Source organism: Geobacter sp. AOG2 (assembly GCF_019972295.1).
GTDB lineage: Bacteria > Desulfobacterota > Desulfuromonadia > Geobacterales > Pseudopelobacteraceae > Oryzomonas.
Genome location: NZ_BLJA01000001.1, coordinates 2708828 through 2728835, shown reverse-complemented (window position 1 = coordinate 2728835; position 20008 = coordinate 2708828). Strand labels below are relative to the sequence as shown.

The 20008-nt window shown below is 59.6% G+C and carries 18 protein-coding genes; 1 reads left to right on the top strand and 17 read right to left on the bottom strand.

Features of this window, described 5'->3' with window-relative positions:
* Positions 1-19: 19 nt before the first annotated feature.
* The 9 genes from extS to LDN12_RS12490 all read right to left on the bottom strand — a co-directional run bounded on the left by extS (position 20) and on the right by LDN12_RS12490 (position 8616).
* On the bottom strand, positions 20-868 hold the full coding sequence (extS, locus tag LDN12_RS12530) for a selenite/tellurite reduction operon c-type cytochrome lipoprotein ExtS (protein WP_223922996.1): 849 nt from the start codon (positions 866-868) through the stop codon (positions 20-22).
* On the bottom strand, positions 844-1260 hold the full coding sequence (gene extQ / locus LDN12_RS12525) for a selenite/tellurite reduction operon b-type cytochrome membrane protein ExtQ (protein ID WP_223922995.1): 417 nt from the start codon (positions 1258-1260) through the stop codon (positions 844-846). Before extQ ends, extS begins: the two co-directional genes overlap by 25 nt.
* Complete coding sequence (locus tag LDN12_RS12520) at positions 1257-1877, bottom strand: cytochrome b N-terminal domain-containing protein (protein ID WP_223922994.1); 621 nt, start codon at positions 1875-1877, stop codon at positions 1257-1259. Before LDN12_RS12520 ends, extQ begins: the two co-directional genes overlap by 4 nt.
* A complete protein-coding gene (locus tag LDN12_RS12515; RefSeq protein ID WP_223922993.1) occupies positions 1874-2272 on the bottom strand; it encodes a ubiquinol-cytochrome c reductase iron-sulfur subunit in 399 nt (132 codons plus the stop codon). The genes LDN12_RS12520 and LDN12_RS12515 overlap by 4 nt, the downstream gene beginning before the upstream one ends.
* Complete coding sequence (gene extO, locus LDN12_RS12510; protein WP_308464326.1) at positions 2227-3471, bottom strand: selenite/tellurite reduction operon b-type cytochrome iron-sulfur cluster-binding subunit ExtO; 1245 nt, start codon at positions 3469-3471, stop codon at positions 2227-2229. The genes LDN12_RS12515 and extO overlap by 46 nt, the downstream gene beginning before the upstream one ends.
* On the bottom strand, positions 3434-5296 hold the full coding sequence (gene extM, locus LDN12_RS12505; RefSeq protein ID WP_374045056.1) for a selenite/tellurite reduction operon c-type cytochrome ExtM: 1863 nt from the start codon (positions 5294-5296) through the stop codon (positions 3434-3436). The genes extO and extM overlap by 38 nt, the downstream gene beginning before the upstream one ends.
* A 128-nt stretch (positions 5297-5424) precedes the next feature.
* On the bottom strand, positions 5425-6633 hold the full coding sequence (gene extI / locus LDN12_RS12500; protein ID WP_223922991.1) for a selenite/tellurite reduction operon porin ExtI: 1209 nt from the start codon (positions 6631-6633) through the stop codon (positions 5425-5427).
* Between the two features lie 62 nt (positions 6634-6695).
* Positions 6696-8036: a selenite/tellurite reduction operon rhodanese-like protein ExtH gene (extH, locus tag LDN12_RS12495; RefSeq protein WP_223922990.1), complete on the bottom strand. Its 1341-nt coding sequence runs from the start codon at positions 8034-8036 to the stop codon at positions 6696-6698.
* 262 nt (positions 8037-8298) lie between these two features.
* Entirely contained in the window at positions 8299-8616 is a 318-nt protein-coding gene (locus tag LDN12_RS12490) for a hypothetical protein (protein ID WP_223922989.1), read from the bottom strand.
* A gap of 166 nt (positions 8617-8782) precedes the next feature.
* Between LDN12_RS12490 and LDN12_RS12485 the strand changes: the two genes are divergently transcribed.
* Positions 8783-9748, top strand: a complete 966-nt coding sequence (locus LDN12_RS12485; protein WP_223922988.1) for a LysR family transcriptional regulator — start codon at positions 8783-8785, stop codon at positions 9746-9748.
* 141 nt (positions 9749-9889) lie between these two features.
* On the opposite strand, the gene LDN12_RS12480 is transcribed toward LDN12_RS12485, so the two are convergent.
* From LDN12_RS12480 to LDN12_RS12445, 8 genes are all read right to left on the bottom strand, one after another.
* A complete protein-coding gene (locus tag LDN12_RS12480; protein WP_223922987.1) occupies positions 9890-11539 on the bottom strand; it encodes a methyl-accepting chemotaxis protein in 1650 nt (549 codons plus the stop codon).
* 143 nt (positions 11540-11682) lie between these two features.
* The gene (locus LDN12_RS12475) at positions 11683-11901 is read right to left on the bottom strand and encodes a hypothetical protein (protein WP_223922986.1); all 219 of its coding nucleotides are present in this window, start codon (positions 11899-11901) and stop codon (positions 11683-11685) included.
* Between the two features lie 90 nt (positions 11902-11991).
* Positions 11992-12960: an NrfD/PsrC family molybdoenzyme membrane anchor subunit gene (gene nrfD, locus LDN12_RS12470; protein ID WP_223922985.1), complete on the bottom strand. Its 969-nt coding sequence runs from the start codon at positions 12958-12960 to the stop codon at positions 11992-11994.
* A gap of 11 nt (positions 12961-12971) precedes the next feature.
* Positions 12972-13532 carry a 4Fe-4S dicluster domain-containing protein gene (locus LDN12_RS12465; protein WP_223922984.1) on the bottom strand — a complete coding sequence of 187 codons (561 nt, stop codon included), beginning with the start codon at positions 13530-13532 and terminating at the stop codon, positions 12972-12974.
* Complete coding sequence (locus LDN12_RS12460) at positions 13525-15663, bottom strand: molybdopterin-dependent oxidoreductase (protein WP_223922983.1); 2139 nt, start codon at positions 15661-15663, stop codon at positions 13525-13527. Before LDN12_RS12460 ends, LDN12_RS12465 begins: the two co-directional genes overlap by 8 nt.
* A gap of 365 nt (positions 15664-16028) precedes the next feature.
* Positions 16029-17432 carry a rhodanese-like domain-containing protein gene (locus tag LDN12_RS12455; protein ID WP_223922982.1) on the bottom strand — a complete coding sequence of 468 codons (1404 nt, stop codon included), beginning with the start codon at positions 17430-17432 and terminating at the stop codon, positions 16029-16031.
* Between the two features lie 165 nt (positions 17433-17597).
* A complete protein-coding gene (locus LDN12_RS12450; protein WP_223922981.1) occupies positions 17598-17921 on the bottom strand; it encodes a hypothetical protein in 324 nt (107 codons plus the stop codon).
* Positions 17922-18076: 155 nt separating this feature from the next.
* On the bottom strand, positions 18077-19750 hold the full coding sequence (locus LDN12_RS12445; protein WP_223924065.1) for a DUF3373 domain-containing protein: 1674 nt from the start codon (positions 19748-19750) through the stop codon (positions 18077-18079).
* Positions 19751-20008: the final 258 nt, after the last annotated feature.

Sequence of the window (20008 nt, the reverse complement as noted above, 5' to 3'; positions counted from 1 at the left end):
ACAACTCCTTTTGGGTGCTTTAGGGGAAATCATATTGTTTTCCGGGTGGATGCACAAGCATATTCGCCGTGCCGTCGCCCTCTGTCGCGAGCAGGGCCTTCAGTTCCTTCAAATCTGAAGCATTGAGGGGCACCGGCGGCATGAGGGCGAAGGTGGAAACCTGCCGGGGATTGTGCAGGCGCTTCGTCAGACGCTCCGCGGTCCAGGGCTTTCCGCCCGCAAAGGTGGGAGGGTAGAAAGGTGAGAAGAGGCCCGACAGGTTCGGGCCTATGGTCCCCGACCCGAGCAGGCCCCGCCCCATGGTGAGCATGCGGTGGCAGGGGCCGCATGTGCGGCTGAACACATCCTTCGCGGCCGGTCCGCTCTTCTCGAAAAAGACCACCAGCGGCCGTTCCCGTTCCCGCCGTTCCCCCTTCCGGGCTCCGGCAAACAGGGCATTGACGACGGTCACCACCTGGGCCTCGTCCAATTTGAAGTCGGGCATGCCCAGGGCCGGCGACATGACGGAGGCTGCAATCTCCCCCGGCACCCTGGTCGCGGGCAGGGTGTCCAGGGAGGTGGCCAGGCGATTTCCTTTGCCGCCGCTCACATGGCAGCGCCGGCAGGCAAGCTGTTCCAGCAGGCGGTTTCCCTGTACAACCTCCGTGGTGTCCCCCAGGGTGAAGCGGGCGTAGCGTCCGGGAATCAGCAGGTGATGGGCGACGTTCTTCCGTTTGGACAGGGGGTTGCCCCGGTGACAGTCGGTGCAGGCGCCCCGGTCCCCGTAATGGGAGGGGTGGCAGTTCAGGCACCTTTGCCCCTGTCCGGCCCAGGCGGGCGGGGAGAGCAGGCAAAGGAGAACGGTCAGGGATGAAAGGAGAGCGACCAATTTGTCCCCCGGAAGAACAGGGCGATGACGGTAAGCGCCACGATGACGATGAAAGCGCCGCACGCCAGCAGGTTGACGGCCCGTTGTTCCCGTGGGAACCAGGCGGCCTGATACGGACGCCCTCCGCAGGGGAGCCAGGGGAGGAGCAGGAACAGGCCTCCCAGCGCCATGACCGGGTAGATCATGAAGCGGGAATAGCTGACCAGTTCCTGGATCCAGAGCAGAAACCAGGCCGATTTGACCGGGTTGGGGGTCAGGGCCGGGTTGGCCGCCTCCTGGAGCGGCGCCGGGACGACCATCGCCGCCGCCAGCAGCGCCGCCGCGAAGAAGAGCCCCGACCGGGCGATGAGCCGGAAAAAAACGGGAGAGCTTTTGACGAATCCCTGTTTCATAGGTAGGGGAGCACCCCCTTGTTTTTTCGTACCCGGTAGAAATGCAGCATGGAGAGGGCACCGAGGGTCAGCGGTATGATGACGATGTGCAAGGCGTAGAAACGGAGCAGGGACAGGGGTTGGCCGACGCCGTCCGGCACCAGCATGGCCCGCAGGTGTTCGCCCAGGGGGGCGGTTGTCAGGAGTTCCATGCCGGTCTGGGTCGCCCAGTAGGCCAACTGGTCCAGGGGGAGCAGATAGCCGGTATAGGCCTCGAAAAGGCCCAGGCAGAGGAGCAGGAATCCGATCACCCAATTGAGCTGGCGCGGCCGGTGATAGGCTCCGGTGAGGATGACCCGCAGGGTATGGAGGAAGATCAGGATCAGGAAGGCGTGGGAACAGAGCCGGTGCAGGCTGCGCAGGTAGGCGCCCCCCCACACCGACGACTCCAGGAAGAGGATGGAGGTGAAGGCCCGCTCCGGGGTCGGCTGGTAATAGACGATGAGCAACAGGCCGCTGGCGGCCATCAGCAGGAAGGCGGTGAAGGCCAGTCCGCCCAGGCAGAGGGTGTAACTGATCGCCAGATTGCGCTCCAGCACCACCCGCGGGAACAGGTGTTTGACGAACTCCCGGATCATACGGCGGTCACCTCGATCATGCCCTCTCTTTCCTCAACCCTCATCCGCCGGAGCGGCCGGTCCGCGGGCCCCTGCGTCACCATTCCCCTGCGGTCGAACCGGCTGCCGTGGCAGGGGCAGGACAATCCGTCAGGGGCGACGTTCACGGTGCAGCCCAGGTGGGTGCACACCAGGCTCAGGGCGTAGATATCGTCGCCGGAGCGCATGAGCGCAACCCGCGCCTCGCGGAAGACCAGGGCTCCCTGTGCGGGGATCTCGGTCTTGGCCACGCTGGCCAGTGCCTTACCGCCGGCCGCCTTGCGCGGCGTGAGGTACCGCCGGAGCAGCAGTGCGGAACAGAAAAGCGCGGTCAGGGACGCGATGAAGGTTCGACGCGATTGAGGAACGTTTTCCATTTTTCGATGTACGCCTTTGTGTAGGCAGGTCCCTTGCCGGCCATGCGCCGGTAGCGGGAAGCTGTCATGAAAGTGCCGTTCACGATCTTCTGCCCCTCCTGGGACCAGAAGGAGTCAAGCTGCATGCCGTCCCGCCTCAGTTGATAGATGCGCTCCGAGGGACGCTCCAGCAGGAACCGGCGCGGGTTGTCGTGGCACCCCTCGCAGGTGACGGTCCCCCGCTGTACCGTGTGGGGGAAGAAGGCCCGCCACTCCGCGGCCAGGAGGATATTCTCGGGACCGCTGTTCCGGGCCGACTGGATATCGGTGTAATAGGCGATGAACTGCGGCCGGATCGGGCTCAGCCGCCCCGCCGCGTTGAACCCCAGGGGCGGAGCGTCCTGTTTTCTCAGGTACGCGCTCCGCAGGTATTCACCGCTTTCCCCCGGCCTCAGGTCGAAATCCTCCTTCTGCCGCGGGTCTCGGAAACGGAGGAAGAAGGTGCCGTACTCCTGGGGTGCCCAGGCCGAATGGCAGGCATAACATTCCAGCCGCTCCAGATGGGCGGCGATGCGGTGCTCAACGACCTTCGGGCTCGGACGGTGGCACTCCCGGCATCCCTTGGCCGCCTTCTTCCCCTGGGCCAGGCTGGCCATGGTGTGGCAGGTGGAGCAGGTCATGCCGGCCCGGTAATGCACGTCCGGCAGCATCTTGAGGAAGGTTTCGCCGTTGACCGCCAGGCCCCGCTGATAGCGCATGTTATCCTCACGCGGCGCCCGCCCCGCATAGTCCCACCCGGTGTAGTACCCCTTGTGGCAGGTCTGGCAGGCGGCCATGCCCGGCCTGACCATGGCGTGGGCGTTGCCGTGGCAGTCCAGGCATCCCCGCACATGGCAGGAGGAGCAGTTTTTGGCAAAGAAGCCGCTGTCCCATTTGGCATAGCTGCGCTGGACGAACTGCTGTTCCCCGAGCCGGGTCGCCATGGGCCGGTCGAAGATGGCGTCGTACCCCCGGTGGCAGGTAATGCACCCCGCGGCGCGGTTCCCTCTGGACGCGGGATCGCTGTATCTCCCCCCGAGCCTGTGGCAGGCGACGCAAGGCAGGGCGCTGTGGGGTGCGGACCGGGCGGTTTTTCCCGGTGTCGCCGGGAGCCCCCCGGAGGCGGCCGCCGCCAGTGCCAGACTAGCGGTCAGACAGCAGGCGGCGATGAAGCGTGTCATCCAGGGCACGGTAGTCCAGTCCTTTCCGGTAGATCGGGTCGTTGGCCCGGACGTGGCAGGGGAGGCAGAGGTTGACCGAGAGCGCCCGCTTGATCTCGCCGCCGTTCAGGGGCCGGGCGTTCTCCCTGGTTATGGCCGAGAAGGCCTTGACCCGCCCGTTCTCCAGGGTCAGGAACCCGTCCAGCGGTTTGCCGTCCGAACGCTCGCAGATCAGGGTGCCGCGGATGGCGTTCCCCTCCACCACATGCTGGCCGAACCCCAGGAAGGCGGGGTTGCCGTGACATTCGGCGCAGCCGATCGCCCTTTTCCCGGTATTGTGGGAGTAAAACGGCGCAAAGCGCAACTGCTGCCGCCCCTTGAAGCGCGACACGTACTCGGTCCGGGAGTTCCGGCCGTCCGCCTCCACCACGGTCACAAAGGTCTGGCATCCGGGCGTCACCGGCGAGATGCGGCCCCGCTGGTTGAGCGCCAGAGGGAAGGGGTAGGGGGTGCGGTAGTCCTCGGTTTCGCTGAAGGCGCCCGGCGTGTCCGCACCCTTGATGAAATCCCTGCCCGCGACCGTTTTGTCGTATTTCGTATGGCAGCCGTAACACTGCACCGAGGTGCGGGAGTGGCAGGCATAGCACTCCAGGCGGCCGTGCCCGGCGATGGTATGCTCCGGGGTGCCGGTGATCACCTTGCTGCGGTGCAGTTTTCCGCTCCGCTTGCCCAGCACCCAGACCTGGTTGTCCCGGAAAAACACGTTGGAATAGCTGCGTCCCTTTGCGGTCAGGATCATCTTCATGCCGGGACGCATCTGTATCTTGTAGCTCTTCGATTCCCGCAGCGCCTCGTCGTTCTCCCGGGCGATCTCCCGGTAGCGGGGCGGCCGGGTGGCGCTGCCGTGGCAATCCTCGCAGGCGGTTTCGGTCTGGAGATACATGTTGCGGTACGAATAGCTGTCCCCCATCACGTCCCGCGAGGTGTGGCAGTCGATGCACTCCATGCCGGCGCTGAAGTGGACGTCGGGGGCGATGTGCACCAGATTCCGCGCCCCGCTGGCCATCTCCGGCCCCCCTTCGCCCCCCCTGGTGGGGACCAGGCCGTTGTTGCCGTCGTACAACCCCTGGTAGGAGAGGGCGATCCTGCCGCTCCGGTTGTGGCAGCGGGAGCAGGTGCGGGTGTCGGGCAGGGCGCTTAAGGCATGGCTGGCGGAATGCCCTCCCTTGCCCCGCATGGTTTTGTCGCCCCCCTCGTAGGTGCCGGCGTCGTTCCAGGGAAAGTGGCAGGCGGCGCAGCCGGAGCCGTGGCTGGCGGCATAGACGCCGGAGGTCTGTGCCCCCACATGGCATCGGGCGCAGAATTTACGGTACAGTTCACCGGACAGGTTATTCAGGTTCGCCACCGGCTTGGGGGAAATCGGCATGCCTTCGGCATCGTACTGTTTTTCGCCATGGGCGGTGTAGCGGTTGCCGTCCTCTCCCTCCCAGGTCAACTGGATGTTACGGATCATCCCGGCGGCAGTGTACATCAGGTTACTCTTCATCCGCTCGAACTGGTAACGGTGGCAAGGGGCGCAGCCGTTCTCCCAACGTCCGATGTACTCCGGGCTGGAGATGCCGAAAATACCCTGGTGCGCCTTTTTCTTATCCATTTCCCTGGGCTTGCCGCCATGGCACGAAACACACTCCCCATGGCTCTTCGAGACATCCTCGATACCTTTGTGGCATTGCACGCAGGAGGATGTCTTCTCTGCTCCCCGGCATCCGGCGAACATCACCGGAAACCAGCACAACAGCAGAAGCAGGGCAGGGACTCTGCCGTGGGTCGTAAATGGAATCGGCATGTGCTGAGAAGGGACCTTTAACTTCTTAAAATTGATACACTATAGCACGTCATCACGCCTGTTTTGAATATAAAAAACCTGGCAGGTTGCGAGACCTGCCAGGTTGAACGGCGTTTGATCGGTCCAGGCTAGAAAATAACCTGGAGCTGGGTGATGAAGGTGTTGTAGTCCTTGGTCGATGCGTTGGTCTTGTCGAAATCGGTGTTGCTGTACTCGAAGGTGAGCTTCAGGTTCTGATCGCGGAAATAGTAGTTGGCGCCGACCCCGAACCAGTCCACCCGCTGGTCGTAGATGGTGTCCGTGGTGAGGCCGCTGCTGCTCAGGTTGAGGGCGGCGAACTTCCACTTCTCATAGCGGCCGAAGATCTGGAGCGGCACGGTGGGAAGCATGTAGCCGGCCTTGACGTACCAGCCGTTTTTCTGTCCCGTAATGCCGATGGTGCCGGCATCGGGGTTGGCTCCCTTGTAGGCGTCGCCCAGGTCGATGTCCTCGTATGCCCCGGAAAAGGTGACCGTTCCCATGCCCTCAAGCGGGTATTCGAAGAACAGGTCGGTCGTCCACCCTTTGTAATCCACCGAGCCGGTCTTGTTGACCGCGTCGGAATAGGCGACATCCGGTTCGAACTGATAGGCCCCGCCGATGGTGAGGACCTTTTTCTTGCCCAGGTAGGTCCCTTTGTAGCCGTAGGTGTTTTCGGGGTCGAGGAGCGACACGTGGCCGCGGAAGGAATAGCGGAAATTGGATTTCGGCGTGACGTCGCCGCTGGCGCTGCGGCCGTTCATGACATCGGCCCGGTACTGGAACATGTCGTTAAAGAGGTTGCCCCAGATGGCGACCCCCTTGTCGCGGGTACTGACATACGGTGCGCGGATGAAGAGCGAGCGGTCGAGGGTCAGCGGGTTCTCGCAGGCGTCCAGATTCTCGCGGGTCAGGTTGTATTTGAACTTGCCGGCATACACGTTGAAGGCATTGTTGAAGTCGAAACGCGCCACCGCATCGAGCAGCGAGAAATCGGTGCCGGCATCGCCATCGGTGACGGTCAGCGGCGTGACGTTCTGGTTCTCCGTGAATTCCGTCTGCACATAGAGGCCCATGATGTCGCCGTAACGCCCCATCAACGCCAGGCGGTTGCGCCTGAAGTTGAAGTCGGTGGTGGTATTCGACTTGTCCGCTCCGGTGCCGGTGTCACGCACCACCATCTGGAATTGTCCCTTGTAATCCAATTGCAGCAGGCCCTCGTCATTCGGCCCAAAGGTCATTTGGGGGCCCGCAAGGGCCGTGCCGGCAAAACCTAATATCAGGGCAGTCGCCGTACTGATTTTACTGATTATAGACATGGAGTTATCTCCTTCGCTCGAAATATAATTACCGAAAAGCCGGAACACATGATTCTACGACGCTAACAACCGCTGCCGGTGCCGCCACCGCCGGTAGTAGGCGTTGTCGACGAGGTGGTCCCGCTGGTGAAATACGCCTTGTCTTCAAGCAATTGCTGATTGGCGCGGGAGTCGGTGACGGAGGTGTACATGGCGTTGGAAGCAGCATCCAGGGTTACGGACGTGCCGGGGGTAAGGGCTGCGCCGGAGCCGTTATAGGTCCGGCTGATGGTCGTTCCCGAAGTCAGCGCATCCGTTTGCCAGGCTGCCGCAACCTTGTTTGCGGTAGCGGTGGACAAATAGGAAGACCACTGCTGCCAGGAACCGTCATAAAGGGTCACCGGCCAATTGAGCATGCCGTCAAGCACAAAGTAGGGGACGGACGCCCGGTGTCCTGAGGCGCAGTAAACGTAATTCATGCTTTTGGCTGCGGTCACGCCTTCAGCGGTAAGATAGGCGGTCTGGTCGGCGACGCTGTTCAGTACCCCTGTTTTCCCTGCTGCAGCGGTCCAATAGCTGGCGTAATTGTCTTCTATGGAGTTTTGAATATAAACACCTGTCGTCGCGTTAACCCCACCGCGGGCATCGATGAGTGATACGCCGGTGGTGCCGGTCGTAAGCGTGCCGGCGTTTATCTTGTCCACAAGCGTCAGCATTTCGCCGATGGAATAACGAACGTTGAAGTTGCTGGTGCTTCCGGCATAGAGGTCACGTACGCTGAACGTGGAGGCCGTGACGGTCGGTACGGTTGTCGTCAAAGCGTATGCGGTGTCCCAGGAGTTGGCGGTTGCCGCATCGTTCCAGGCATCGTCTCCACCATTCAGCACCTTCAGGCGCTCCTTGGGGAAACCCCAGTAACGGAAGGTATAATAGGCTCTGGTTGCGTTCATCAGGCTCTGCCCTTTGCTCACCGTGAACACCAGGGTGGTGTTTTTGGTGACGCCGAAGCGCTGGATCATGCCATCCATCAAAGGACCGGTCGGTATCTCGCTGGTGTTGGTGGCGACCGCTTCCAGCCGGGTTATGGCAAGCTCGGAGCTTGAGTTGAGGAGTTGAGCGCCAGGGATGTGCAGCGCAGTATAATTGGTCGAGGGGCTTACGGTTATGATTACGACTTTGTCCAGGCTGGCAGCGTCGCTGTTGTTAACCTTGCCTTCGTCCATCCACTGTTTGAGGGTGGCCGGCTCGATGAGCGCATTGGCTGTCTTGGTTGTCGTTATCGATGCCGCCTGCTGGGCCGTTACGTCCGTGTACCCCTTCGTGCCGGAGTCTCCGCAGCCCCATATGGTAAGAGCGGCGACCACCAGGGTCCCAAGTAGCGTGGTAATGAGCACTCTGCTTTTTTTAATCATTTTTTCCGACATAACTCCTCCTTGTAATTACTGTGTACTCTGTACCAGCGTATCAAAACAAAGCATTGCCGAACTCGTGCTCACCTCCTCCCGATCCCTCAATTTCGTGCCCTTTGTGCGACAACCGGACAAAAAAAACCGACGTAATGACGTCGGTATGACATGAAAAATGTTGATCCGCCCGCTCCGGTAGAAGCGAAACAGGGCGGTATCGCCCGTCCATCCCGTAACCTGAAGTCCCAAAAATGTCATAGGTCCGTTTCTCCCAAAAACTCTATTGCTCTGTAGCCGGGTCCGCCCATTTGATCCGGAAAGCGGGTTTTTGCGCCTTTTCCCTGGATTCCTGCGCCTGTGCCTCGGGTTTGTCCTGAACACCCGGCGCATCATGCGGCTTGGGAATAACGGGTTTGTTTATCGAGGCCGGAGCATCGGCCGGCAGATAGTGCAGAGACTGTATGGAGGAGCTTTTCTCGTCGAGGGGAACGGTTTGCGTGTTTCCGTTTCGATAGGTAATAATCAGGGAATCGGCATAGGCGGGGCCTGTGAGGCAGAGGCATGTCAAACAGAGCATCGCGCTGCACAAGCGATTCATCGTACCCTCCCGGTCACATCCCTCAAGAATTCTTCAATGCAATTTAACGCTCAACCACCTGGATTGCGGTTGTATTCTAGCCTCGACATGCTTTATAGTTAAAACGAAAGTTTTTCATGTACCCATGCGTATTGCGCACAACGATGTCCTGCAAAAGGGAGTGGGAATGAAATCGGAGTATTTACATACACTTGTCGAATCTATAGCCACGGGCAGTTTCTCAAAGGCCGCGGAAAATCTTTGCGTCACCCAGTCCGCCGTCTCCCGGCGTATCAAATTCATCGAGGACCAGTACGGTTTTCCGCTGATCGACCGCAGCGGCCCCGTGCTGGTGCCCACCGAGGCGGGCCGGATCGTGCTTGAAAAGGCCGAGAAGATGCTCTCCCTGGAAAAGGAATTGCTTCACGACCTTCAGGGCATTTCCTCCAAGCCCGGCATCATGTTCTGCTGCACCCCGGCGTTCGGCGTTGTGTACCTCACCGATATCCTGAAGGACTTTATGCTGTCGAACCCCGACACGACGCAATTGAGGTTCTTTTTCGACATGCCGGACAAGGTTGTGGACGGCATGCGGGAAGGGCTGTACCAGGTAGGGGTCATCGAACATAACGAGAATTTCGACCTGACGGAATTTGACACCTTCGAGATGCCGGGGGATGAGGTGGTTTTTGTCAGTGCGCCCGAACTCGGGCTGGCGGATGGGGATGTGAGCATCGACCAGTTGATGCACCACGACCTGTACACCAGGAAAGAGGGCTGCTGCTCAAGCAAGCTGCTGGACTACAACATGAAAAAGCTTGGCAGGGATTATGGGGAGTTCAGCAGGGTGCTCTACTACGATGACCTGCACCTCATCATCGATTCGGTCCGCACGGGAGGAGGCATCGCCTTTATCTCGCGTCCGGTGGTGCAGGGACTGGTGAAGGAAGGTCTGCTCCGGCAGCACCGGGTTCCCGGATTCGAGCACGCTTACCGGCGCACGTTGATAGTCAACAGGGCGGTCCCCGCGGCCGAATCCCTCCTGCTTGACAACTTCATCTCCAGTATTCTCGCGGCTCTTGACACCAGCGATACGGATCTGGCCGCTTCCCGGGCCACGCAGTTCTGCACCGTTTATCGACCCGCCGCGTAGGGCGTAAGCTCCTCTCGGCCGCCAGGCCGCTGAAAAACTATTGCGGAGCACCATCTGCGGCCCCGGGGCCATACGGGGGCGGTATGGCCCCGGTTGCTCCATTCCGGGTGTTTCGTCACCCGTGTCTTGCAGAGGCAATCTTCACCGTGCCAGCCGGAAACGGCTCACCACCGCCGTAAGCTCATCGGCCAGGTTCAGTAACCGCGTGGCCGCCTCGGCTGTTGTCTGGGAACTGTCGGCCGTTTCCTTGACTACATCGGTTATGCGTTGGATATTGTTGCTGATTTCGTTGGTGGTCGCCGTCTGTTCCTCGGCGGCGGTGGCGATTTGGTCGATCTGGCCGGTGACCTCGGTAATCTGCTTGAGTATCTCCGTCAAAGCCCCTCCCGAGCGGGCGGCATCCTCGGTGCCGTTTTCGACCTCCAAAACCCCCTCTTCCATGGCAGCCACAGCACCCTTGGTCTCGTTTTGCACGGCCTTGATCATCTCGCCGATCTCGCGGGTCGCCCGTGTCGTCCGTTCGGCCAGCGCCCGGACTTCGTCGGCCACAACGGCAAATCCCCGCCCCTGCTCGCCGGCACGGGCCGCTTCAATGGCTGCGTTCAACGCCAGCAGGTTGGTCTGGTCTGCGATATCTTCGATGGTTCCTATGATGTTCCCGATCTGGTCGGAACGCACCCCCAGATTCTCCACGGCTCGCGCCGTATCCTGAACCTTGGCGGCTATGCGATTCATGCCGTCGACGGTCTTTTGCACGATGGCTGTCCCGTTTGTAGCCGTGGTGCAGGCGCGGTTGGCATTTTCCGCCGCCTTGCCGCATGTCGCCGCTATTCCCATGGACGTGGCCGCCATCTCCTCGCCGGCGGCCGCAACGGTTACCGCCTGACCGGCGACGTGTTCGGAGCCCGAGGCGATTTGTTCGGCATTTGCCCTGAGGGAACCTGCTGCGTCCGATACGGCGTGAGCGCTTGATTCGACCTGTTCCACCAACGCCTGGAAGGTGTCGGCGATCTGGTTGAAACATTGGCTGATCTCGCCCAATTCGTCGCGCGACAGGATTGCGGCGCGCGCCGACAGGTTGCCGCCGGCCAGGTGGGAGGCGACATCCCTGAGCATGGCCGATGACGCGCTGATGGAGCGGATCGTCAAAAATCCGAGGGCTCCGCCGCAAATGAGCGCTATGACGATGGATACGAGGATGATGTTCCGGTACCATGCCATATGCGCAACAGCCGTTTCATGGGCTGTCTGGGCCAGGGCGACCTCATGCTTCATCAAGGCGTCCATGGCCTGGTTGGCTTTCTTGACGGACGGGTTTATGGCGTCGAAGGTAATGCGGTAGGCCTCGGTGAAGTCATTCGCCAGGACCGCTTTCATGGCGGGCTCCAGCCCCTCTTTCTCGTAGGCTGTCAACTCCTTGGAAAAGGCATCGGCCAACTGCCGGGTCTCTTCCGATTTTTGATGTGCGTAGAACTCGGACCACGTCCGGCTGATTTCATCAATGTTTTTTTGAGCCAACTCGGTGTGGGCACCGGTAGGGTGGTCGTGAAGCGCGCTGAACTCGTTTTGGGGATCGTGCTGGAGTGCAAGGAGCATCTGGATACGGCTGGCTCTGATCAAGCCATCGATCCTGGTAAGCTGGCTCGACCCCTTCATGTTGTCCTCATAGATGTTTTTCAGGGAAAGGTTGTTTTCCCGAAAACCGGCAAGGCCGATACCGCCGATAACAACCATCAGCACCGACATAATCACCAACAAACAAAGCAGTTTTGCTTTAATTCCGAGGTTCATAACGTCTCCTGGGACATTGAATGTGGACTATTCCACCAGTGGCCAAACAGGCGCCGTACCTGTTGGCATGGCGGGAAATTCACGCAGTATACAAAAAAAGAGGCATGCCTTCGCATGCCTCCGGAGCTGATTCCCGGCGAAGATTAGCAACCGGATACTTCCTTTTTACCCTTTTTGGCGGGTTTTGCGTCGTCTTTTTTGGTCTCTTTCTTCGCTTTTTTCTCTTTTTTGTCCTTTTTGGCATCCTTCTTTTCAACCTTTTCCATAGCTGCTTTTTCTTCTTTCTTTTCCTCCGCCAGGACAACCGTTGCAAAGCTCAGGGCCATCAATGCCGCTACCATGACTGCTGCGATTCTTTTCATCTAATCTCTCCTTTTTTGGGGGAATAAGCTCCGGCGTGCCGGTCGCTTTAAAGTGAAGCACCAGTCCTGCAATACTTCCGGCGGGACCGCTTACGACAGGTGGCTGAGTTGGCCGGCATAGACAAAGGACAATCGTATGATGAGCCCTCCCACCAGCACCATGATGGCGCTCAAATTCATCTTCAGCAGGGCGTCGGCGCTCAATTCCTCTCCATGCTCCTCCTTCACCTCAAGATACTTGAGGACCAGGGCCACCGGAAAGATGACCAAGAGCAGGATCATGCCCAGACCGTACCAAAAGTAACCATGGGAAAACGTGAAAAAGGGCATTATGGATTCGCGGTGCGCCCCTGACGAGGTGTACTGGCCGTAGAAGAATAACGGGAGTATGACCATTTCGGCCAGTATCAGCCAGATATCCACCTTGGTGAAGAACAGCTTCACCTTCTTTTTCCCTGCGATCATGATCATGAACGCCGCTCCGGCCGACATGGCCGAGGTCAGGAAGAGGACCGGCAGGATCGCCGAGTTCCACAACGGGCGGGCGACGAACGAGCTTAACAGCACTCCCGTATAAACGCCGATGAAGATTCCCATGGCAAAATTGGCAGCGGCAAGCTGCAACCTGAACCTGCCTAGCCGTTCGGCGAGGTTCACCAGCACCGGAAATCTGAGATAGTGCCGTTTCGACTCCGGGAGCGTGGCCAGGGCGTACATGATGCTGACGGGATAGAAGACGATCAACCCCCAGGAACCCCAGGACATGGGGGAGAGTGGTTGAATGGTCAGGTAGAACCAGAATACGTTAAGTTTGCGTTCCAGGTCGAGAAAAATGAAGAGCATGCCGACGCTGAGGATGAGGGGGACGTAGAGGGGCGCACTGATGGCGGCCCGGTCTCCTTCCGCCAGTGCTCCTCCCTTTCGGACATGCAGGATCGAGGTCATGATGGCCAGTCCCGCGGAAAGCCCTCCGAGGAAAAGGTAGAGAGACACCCGCCAGTCCCAGACATGGAGGTGTGGCGTGGTGACAGCGTTTACTCCTGTTATGGTCAGTTCCATGCCGTCCGCTCCTATTCCGGTTTCCCGAACCGTTTGATGTAGTAGACCCGCGGTTTGGTGCCTGCCGCTTGCAGCAGGACCTCGGCGTGATTCTCCCGCAGCGCGATGCTGACGGAACTTTTGGGATCGTCCAGGTCGCCGAACATCCTCGATCTCCCGATGCAGGTTGCAACACAGGCCGGTTCTTTGCCCTCCTTGATCCGGTGCTCACAGAACGTACATTTGTCGGCATAACCCTTTTCTTCGTTTATGTAACGGGCATCGTAGGGGCATGCGGCCAGACACGACTTGCATCCGACGCAGCGATATTTCTTCAGCAGGACGAGCCCGTCTTCCTTGCGCTTGTAGGATGCCCCGGTGGGGCAGTTGTAGACGCAGGGAGGGTTGTCGCAGTGGTTGCAGAGTTCCGAACGCAGTTCCATGCGGAGCAGGGGAAACTCACCCTCGGTTTTTTCGACGACCCGCGTACGGTACTGTTCGGGCGGCACCTCGTTTTCCTTCTTGCAGGCGACGACGCACGCCATACAGGCCACGCAGCGGCGCTGGTCGATTACCATGGCGTATTTAGGCATGGGTGGCCTCCTTCTCGATCCGGACGAAATTCACCCGCATGCCGGTCCCGCCGCAGATCGGGTCAACTTCATAACGGGTAATGAGTCCCTGGTCATCCGCTCCCTTGCCGAAGGCTTTTTTCAAGGCAGGGCTTGAGGAGTTGAACCCGTGGACCAGGTAGGCGCAGTCCTTGCGGATACGCTCCGTGACCTTGATCTTGACCGGTTTGCTCCTTACGCCGTCCTGGTTCACCAGGGTGACGTATGTCCCGTTGACAAGGCCCATCTCGCGGGCCTTGGGTGCATTGACCCATACCTCGTTTTCCGGGTAGAGCTCGTGCAGTTCCGGGTTGTTGGTCGTCCGGCTGAAGGTGTGGACCGGGCTGCGGCCGTAGATGAGCCGGAACTCGCCGTCAGCCGGCTGCGGATGCTGTTTGTAACGCGGCACGGGATCGAACCCCTTTTCCTTGAGCTCGTTGCTGGAGAGTTCGATCTTGCCGGATGCGGTCTTGAATTTGGGCGGATTGTCGGCGGTGATGAAGGGAGCGGCGGTGTCGGGAATCATGATGGTCCCCGCCTTTTTCAACTCTTCGAAGTTGATCCCCCAATGGTCGCACTGGGCCTTGATCTTCTCCTCGTAGGTGGTCCAGGGAAAGTATTCGTCGAGGCCCAGGCGCTTTGCCAGTTCCTTGGCGATCCACCATCCCGGTTTCGATTCGTACATAGGCTCGATGACCGGTTGCCGCAGCGAGACGGTCAGCGACTTGCCCTTGCCGACAGCCAGGGCATCGTGCCGTTCCAGGTAGGTGCATTCCGGCAGGATCACATCGGCCAGCATGGCCGTGTCAAAGGGCATGACATCCACCACGACCAGCAGGTCGAGCTTTTTGACGGCTTCCAGGGTTTCTTTCTCGTTCGGAATAGCCTTCATGAGGTTTGTGCCGCTCACGAACCATCCCTTGATCGGGTAGGGTTTTCCGTTGATGGTCGAGGTGCGGATCGCCTGGGTTATTCCCTCGCCCCCGGCAAACGGGTAGCCCCCGTCGTTCAGGGTAGCCCTGGCCGGCTCCGGGAATGGTTTCGACTCCATCTTGGGGAGGGAGGCGGTAGTGGCGAAGAATGTTCCCCCCTGTTTCCCCCAGGTCCCCAGGAGCGCCATGAGAATGCCCAGGCAGCGCGTGCGCTGGACATCGTCCCCGTACCAGGTGGCATGCCGGCCGGGGTGGATGCAGACCGCCGGGGCGTTTTTCCCCATGAGCCGGGCGGTTTCCACAATCGTGGCGGCGGGGATATCGGTCTCCTTTTCCGCCCACTCCGGGGTGCAGTCCATGACCGCCTCCGCAAGCTCATCAAAGCCGTTGGCATAGGCGCCGATGTATTCCTTGTCGTACAGCCCTTCACGGATGATGACGTTGATCCAGGCCAAAAGAAGCGCCATGTCCGTTGCCGGACGGATCGGCAGCCAGGCGTGGGCCTTGCCGGCGGCAATGGAGTAGCGCGGATCGACCACGATGAATTTGGCGCCCCTTCCCACCGCCTCGGCATAGTCCTGAACCTGGGAGTTGTGCATGTTTTCGCCGAGATGGGAGCCGAGCAGGACCACGACCTTGCTGTTGACCATGTCCAGGCGTTCGGGAGAGCCGATGCTTTCCCCGAAGGTCAGCTCCAGGCCGACATCACGGGGGCCGCGGCATTGGGCGAAGGAGGGCATTCCCACATTGGGGGACCCGAATGCCGACAGGAGCGGCAGGAAGTGGTCGGTCGGCGTGCCGTGGGTAAACAGGGCAACCGCTTCCGGGCCGTACTGCTGCTTGATCCGGGTCAGTTTCTCCGCGACGAGGTTCAGCGCCTCATCCCAGGACGCCTTCTTGAACTTGCCCTCGCCACGCGCCCCGGTGTTGATGAGCGGGGTCTTGAGGCGGTCGGGATCGTACAGGAGTCCGGCGCCGCCGTTTCCCCTGCCGCAGAGCTTGCCGCGCGCGCCGGGATGGCGCGGGTTGCCCTCCAGCTTGACGACCCTGCCATTGATGACCTTGGCCATGACGCCGCATTTCCAGAAACAGATCTCACAGAACGTGGGAACGTAGGTGGCCTTCAGCATCCCCTGTTCTTCAGCCCACAGCAGAAACTTGTCCGGCAGCGTCGCTGCCATGGATAACCCGACAGTGGTTGCGCCACTGATTTTTAGAAAGGACCTGCGAGAGATTGATGTAGCCACGTCCTGTCACCTCGTTGGAGTATTCCGGAAGAAGGTTTCCGGTGTCGTTGCGTTACAGGGGACATCGCCACTGATCTTGCCGCCATGCCTGTTTATAGTATGTTTCTCCCTCAGGAGTGAAATGAAAACTTGGCATGGCTTCATGCGCTTTGCGCAAAAGAAAACCCAGACGAAATGTCGCTCATGGAACCCGGGATGACGAAGTCATTCGGAACTGATACGGGCACAACGTAAGGGTCTCTCGGCCAGAACGGTCTTTTTGTGGTCCGTCCAACCGGTAATGAAACAATTTTGCCCGGTTACGGCGTCGACAGGGTGTAACTGCCGTCTTTGCCGAACGTGACCGTGGCATTCAGGAATCCGACCGAGGGGAATCCCAGATTCTTCAAGGCATGATAGGCCATCTCGGCGCGTACGCCGGTCGAACACTGGGTAATAAGCAACTTGTCCTTCGAAAGCCCGGAGGCGCGTTCCCTGAGTTCTTCCACCGGGATGTTGACGGCGCCCGCGATCATGCCTTTCTTCACCTCGTCGGCATTGCGGACATCGATGATCGTTACGTTTGGCGGAAGTTCAGCCGCGTATTTCCTGAACGCCGCCACATCAATCTCGCCGGGGCGGGGCTTGGCTACATAGACGGCTCTGGCGGCCGGTGTGCCGTTTGCCGCGGCGTATCCGGCGGCGCGCCACCCCGAAAAGCCCCCCTGCAGGACCTTCACGTCGCCGTAACCGGCCTTGAGCAACTGCCGGGCCACCTTCACGGCCTGCCCGGCACCCGGGCCGTCATAGACGATGATCGGCGGTTTCCTTTTCGCAGGCGGCAGTTCCTTGACCAGGCTTGCGAACCGGGCGGCCGGGAAGGCGACCGCACCGCTGATGAAGCCCCTGCCCATCTCTTTGGGAGAACGGACATCAAGAAGAACATGGGGGGTGCCCGTGTCCAGCCAGGCCTCTTTCAGGGATTGGGACGAGAGGACGGTGTAGTTTTTTTCGGACCAGGCCGGGATACCGTCCCTGAATACCTTGAGGTTTGTGTAGCCCAGTTTACGGGCCTTGGCGGCAGACCCGGGACTCATGTTGCAGGTCGGGCCTGAGCAGTAAAAGATGATCAGGGCGTTCTTGTTCGCGGGCAATTCGCCCGCCTGTTTGTCGAAGGATACGAAGGGGAGGCTGACGGCGGTGGGGATGGAGCCTTCCCGGAAGCGGGGCAGCGGCCGGGAGTCGAACAGGAAGTACCCGCCCTTTTTCGGGCCAAGGGCCACAAGCCTTTCAACCTCGGCCGTGGCCATGAGCATCCCGGGAGAAACGGCTACGGGCGGTTTTTCTATCAGCCGGGTCGCCGTCTTGACCCCGTTCGCTTCCGTGTACTCGATCTTGATTTCCTGGCCTTTTTTCGTCTGGCGCAGCGCCTCGCCATCCATTGCCTTGCCTGCGGCGGTCACCACCTTGATCTCGTCTTCGTCGAACCTGACCAATTCCACCGAATCGTCGATCTTTACCTGGATGGTCCTGGCCTTGAAGGCGACGCTATCAAAATAGCCCCGAAGGGTGTTGGCTTCCGCTTTGTGGCAATTGGTACAAATCTTGGGAATGAGAGATTTTGCCTGGGGCGCACTTTCTGCGCCTGCCGGCGTCCCTGCCGCCAGGCTGAGGGCTACAGCCGTGACGGCGAGGATGCGGGGGAGAACTGGATTTCCGGTCATGGGACTTATCCTCCTTAAGAGGTTTCGTTGACCCGAAGACGGGAGGCAGGGCGATAGGGGCGGTTCGAACCCGCCCCTTGGAGAGCTTGTTAAAAAACGAATGTAAAGAGCCGTCTGCGGCGTTGCGCGGCATCCGGGCTTCTTTACGGCTTTTTCAACAACCTGTTAGCACCCGGCCGTTTTCTTGAAGATCTTGCTGTTGTTCTTGTCGTTTACCTTTTCGAACTTGCAGCGGATCTCATCACCTTCCACGATGCGCTTGTCCTTGAATTTGTCGAGGGTCAGGTCGTCGGTAATGAGAATGGGCACGCTTTCCCCGGTCTTGTTGTCCTTGAGGGTTGCCGTTGCCGACTTGCCGTCCTTGGCCATTTCGATCTTGGAGATGACGCCGATCATCTTGACGTCTTCTGCGCTGGCGTTTGTAACGACCGTCAGAGAGGTGAATGCCAACAGGGCCGTCAGGACAACGAGTGAGAGAATCTTTTTCATCGGTTTGCTCCTTTTCATACTATGTATGTTGTGTACTGTGCCTCCCGCCGAGTGGGGGGGATGATCCTGGGCGGCAAAAAAAACCGGGGAAGCGGGAGGCACGGTTCCACTCCCCCGGTGTGCTGCCCGCTGAGAGCGGGCATTTTCAACCTTGCTTAGAAATGGACCTCGAAGGTCGCATACACGTCATGTGCGGATTCCAGCGGGGTGGTCGTCATCATTTGCCCGTTCACCTCGGACATCTTGACCGGTGCGCCGACCCAGTTGTTGCTGCCGGTGTATTCGAAATCGTAATACTGGTAACCGACGCGGAAGAAGGTCTTGCTGAAGTAGGAAGAGATCGGTTTCAGGTTGAGTTCCTGAATGACGTACCCTTCATACACATTGCCGCGGGTACCGACCTTGGACGTCCACATGTCGTCGGCGGCAGGGGCAAAGGTGATCCAGTTTTTGGAACCGTGGTTGTACTCGAAGCCCAGCTTGGTCTTGGACGGCAGGTCGTAGCGGACCCCGGCGGATACGGCCCAGCCGGTTTTGCTGGTCGGGGCTTCCGGGTTGAAGAAGGCCCCGGTCATGAGTCCCTGGAAGCCGAACTGAGCGGAGACGTTGTTGTTGGGATGGGTTACGCTCAGGGCGGCGTCGGTGAAGAAGTTCAGGTCGCCGGGGCCGACCTTCTTGAGCGTGCTCATGTAACCGGCGCCCCACCAGTCGATATCGCCCAGGTTGACCTTGGGTGCGGTGTTGCCGAAGTAGGTGTTGTTCATGGTCGGGGCGTCGAAGATATTGAAACCGCGGTTCCATTGCAGCCAGACGCGCAGCGGATCGGTATCGATCGGAATCACGGCGACGCCGAGCATATCGGTGTCGGCGATGGAGTTGGCGGGGGTCGAGCGAAAGCCGCTCTCAAAGCCGCGGCCGTAGCAAACCTTGGCATAGGCGCCGGGCAGCATCTCGATGTCCGGGGCGTAACCGATGGTCATACCGTCAAAGGCGTAATCGACCAGAAGCGACGGGGTACCGCCGTTGCCGGGGCGCTCATTGTTGAGGCGCAGGTTGCTGGGAGCGCCGTTGGTGGAGGGACGGCGGCCGACCGAGAACCAGAGAGGCTGGTCGGCGATGTTGCTCCAGGTGGCGTAGGCCCGGTCCACGTCCAGATAGCTGGTGGAGGGAACATGGCCAAGGGTGCCGTCGAATACGCCGACGCGGTCGGCGAAATAGGGGGCGGCGTCGCCGTTGGTGACGGCCTGATCGTCCTGGGAGCCGAACACCTTGTACATGACGAGACGGGTGTTGACGGTGACATCCTGGGTGGCCTTGGCATGCAGGTCAAGGCCAAGCTTGTTGGTATAGAGGGTGGCGTTTTCCGGTTTATATGCGGGAACGGTCACGGCGTAGTTTTGCAAGGCGCCCAACATTGCCTGGTTGTTCCCCAGGAAGGTCAAGGCCTGATTATAGGTCTTCACGCCGGTCATTGCTTGAGAGAAAGACGTCATTCCGGCAATGGCCCCGGCAAACTGTTGGGTCGCCGCGGCATCACCTGCCGCCACAGCGTTGAAATACCCCTGCTGCAAAACGTTTTGAGCATTCGTAAAGGTTGCGTTCACATCGGTAAACGGCTTGGTGCTACCCTTCAGATAGTCGTACCGAAAACGGTAATCCCCGCCGATGGTCAGCCATCTGCCGATGGATTTATTCTCCACCTTCTTGACCGAACCCTTCAGGGTTTCAATCTCCTTGTACAGCTTGTCCACCTTTTGCAGCAACTCCTCGTCGGCGGCCTGCGCCGGGTGGGGAAGGTTCATCCCCGCAAGCAACCCGACCAACAGCATAGGCAGTATTCTCTTCTTCACGGTCTCCTCCTTTTATTTGGTATTTCGAACTTGCCCGCACGGAAGCTTCGTGAGGGATCAGCCCTTGGCATGACGACGTGGAACGTGCCGCCATTGTCCCGTTCTATTACCCGGTTCACGGCCAGTTCCGCCTTCACCCCCTTTCAATGTGTCTGGCCTCGATGAATTTTTTTTGACGAAGATATATCATTTAAATAGAAATAGTAAAATATTTCTTTAAGTGAATATATTGAAAGT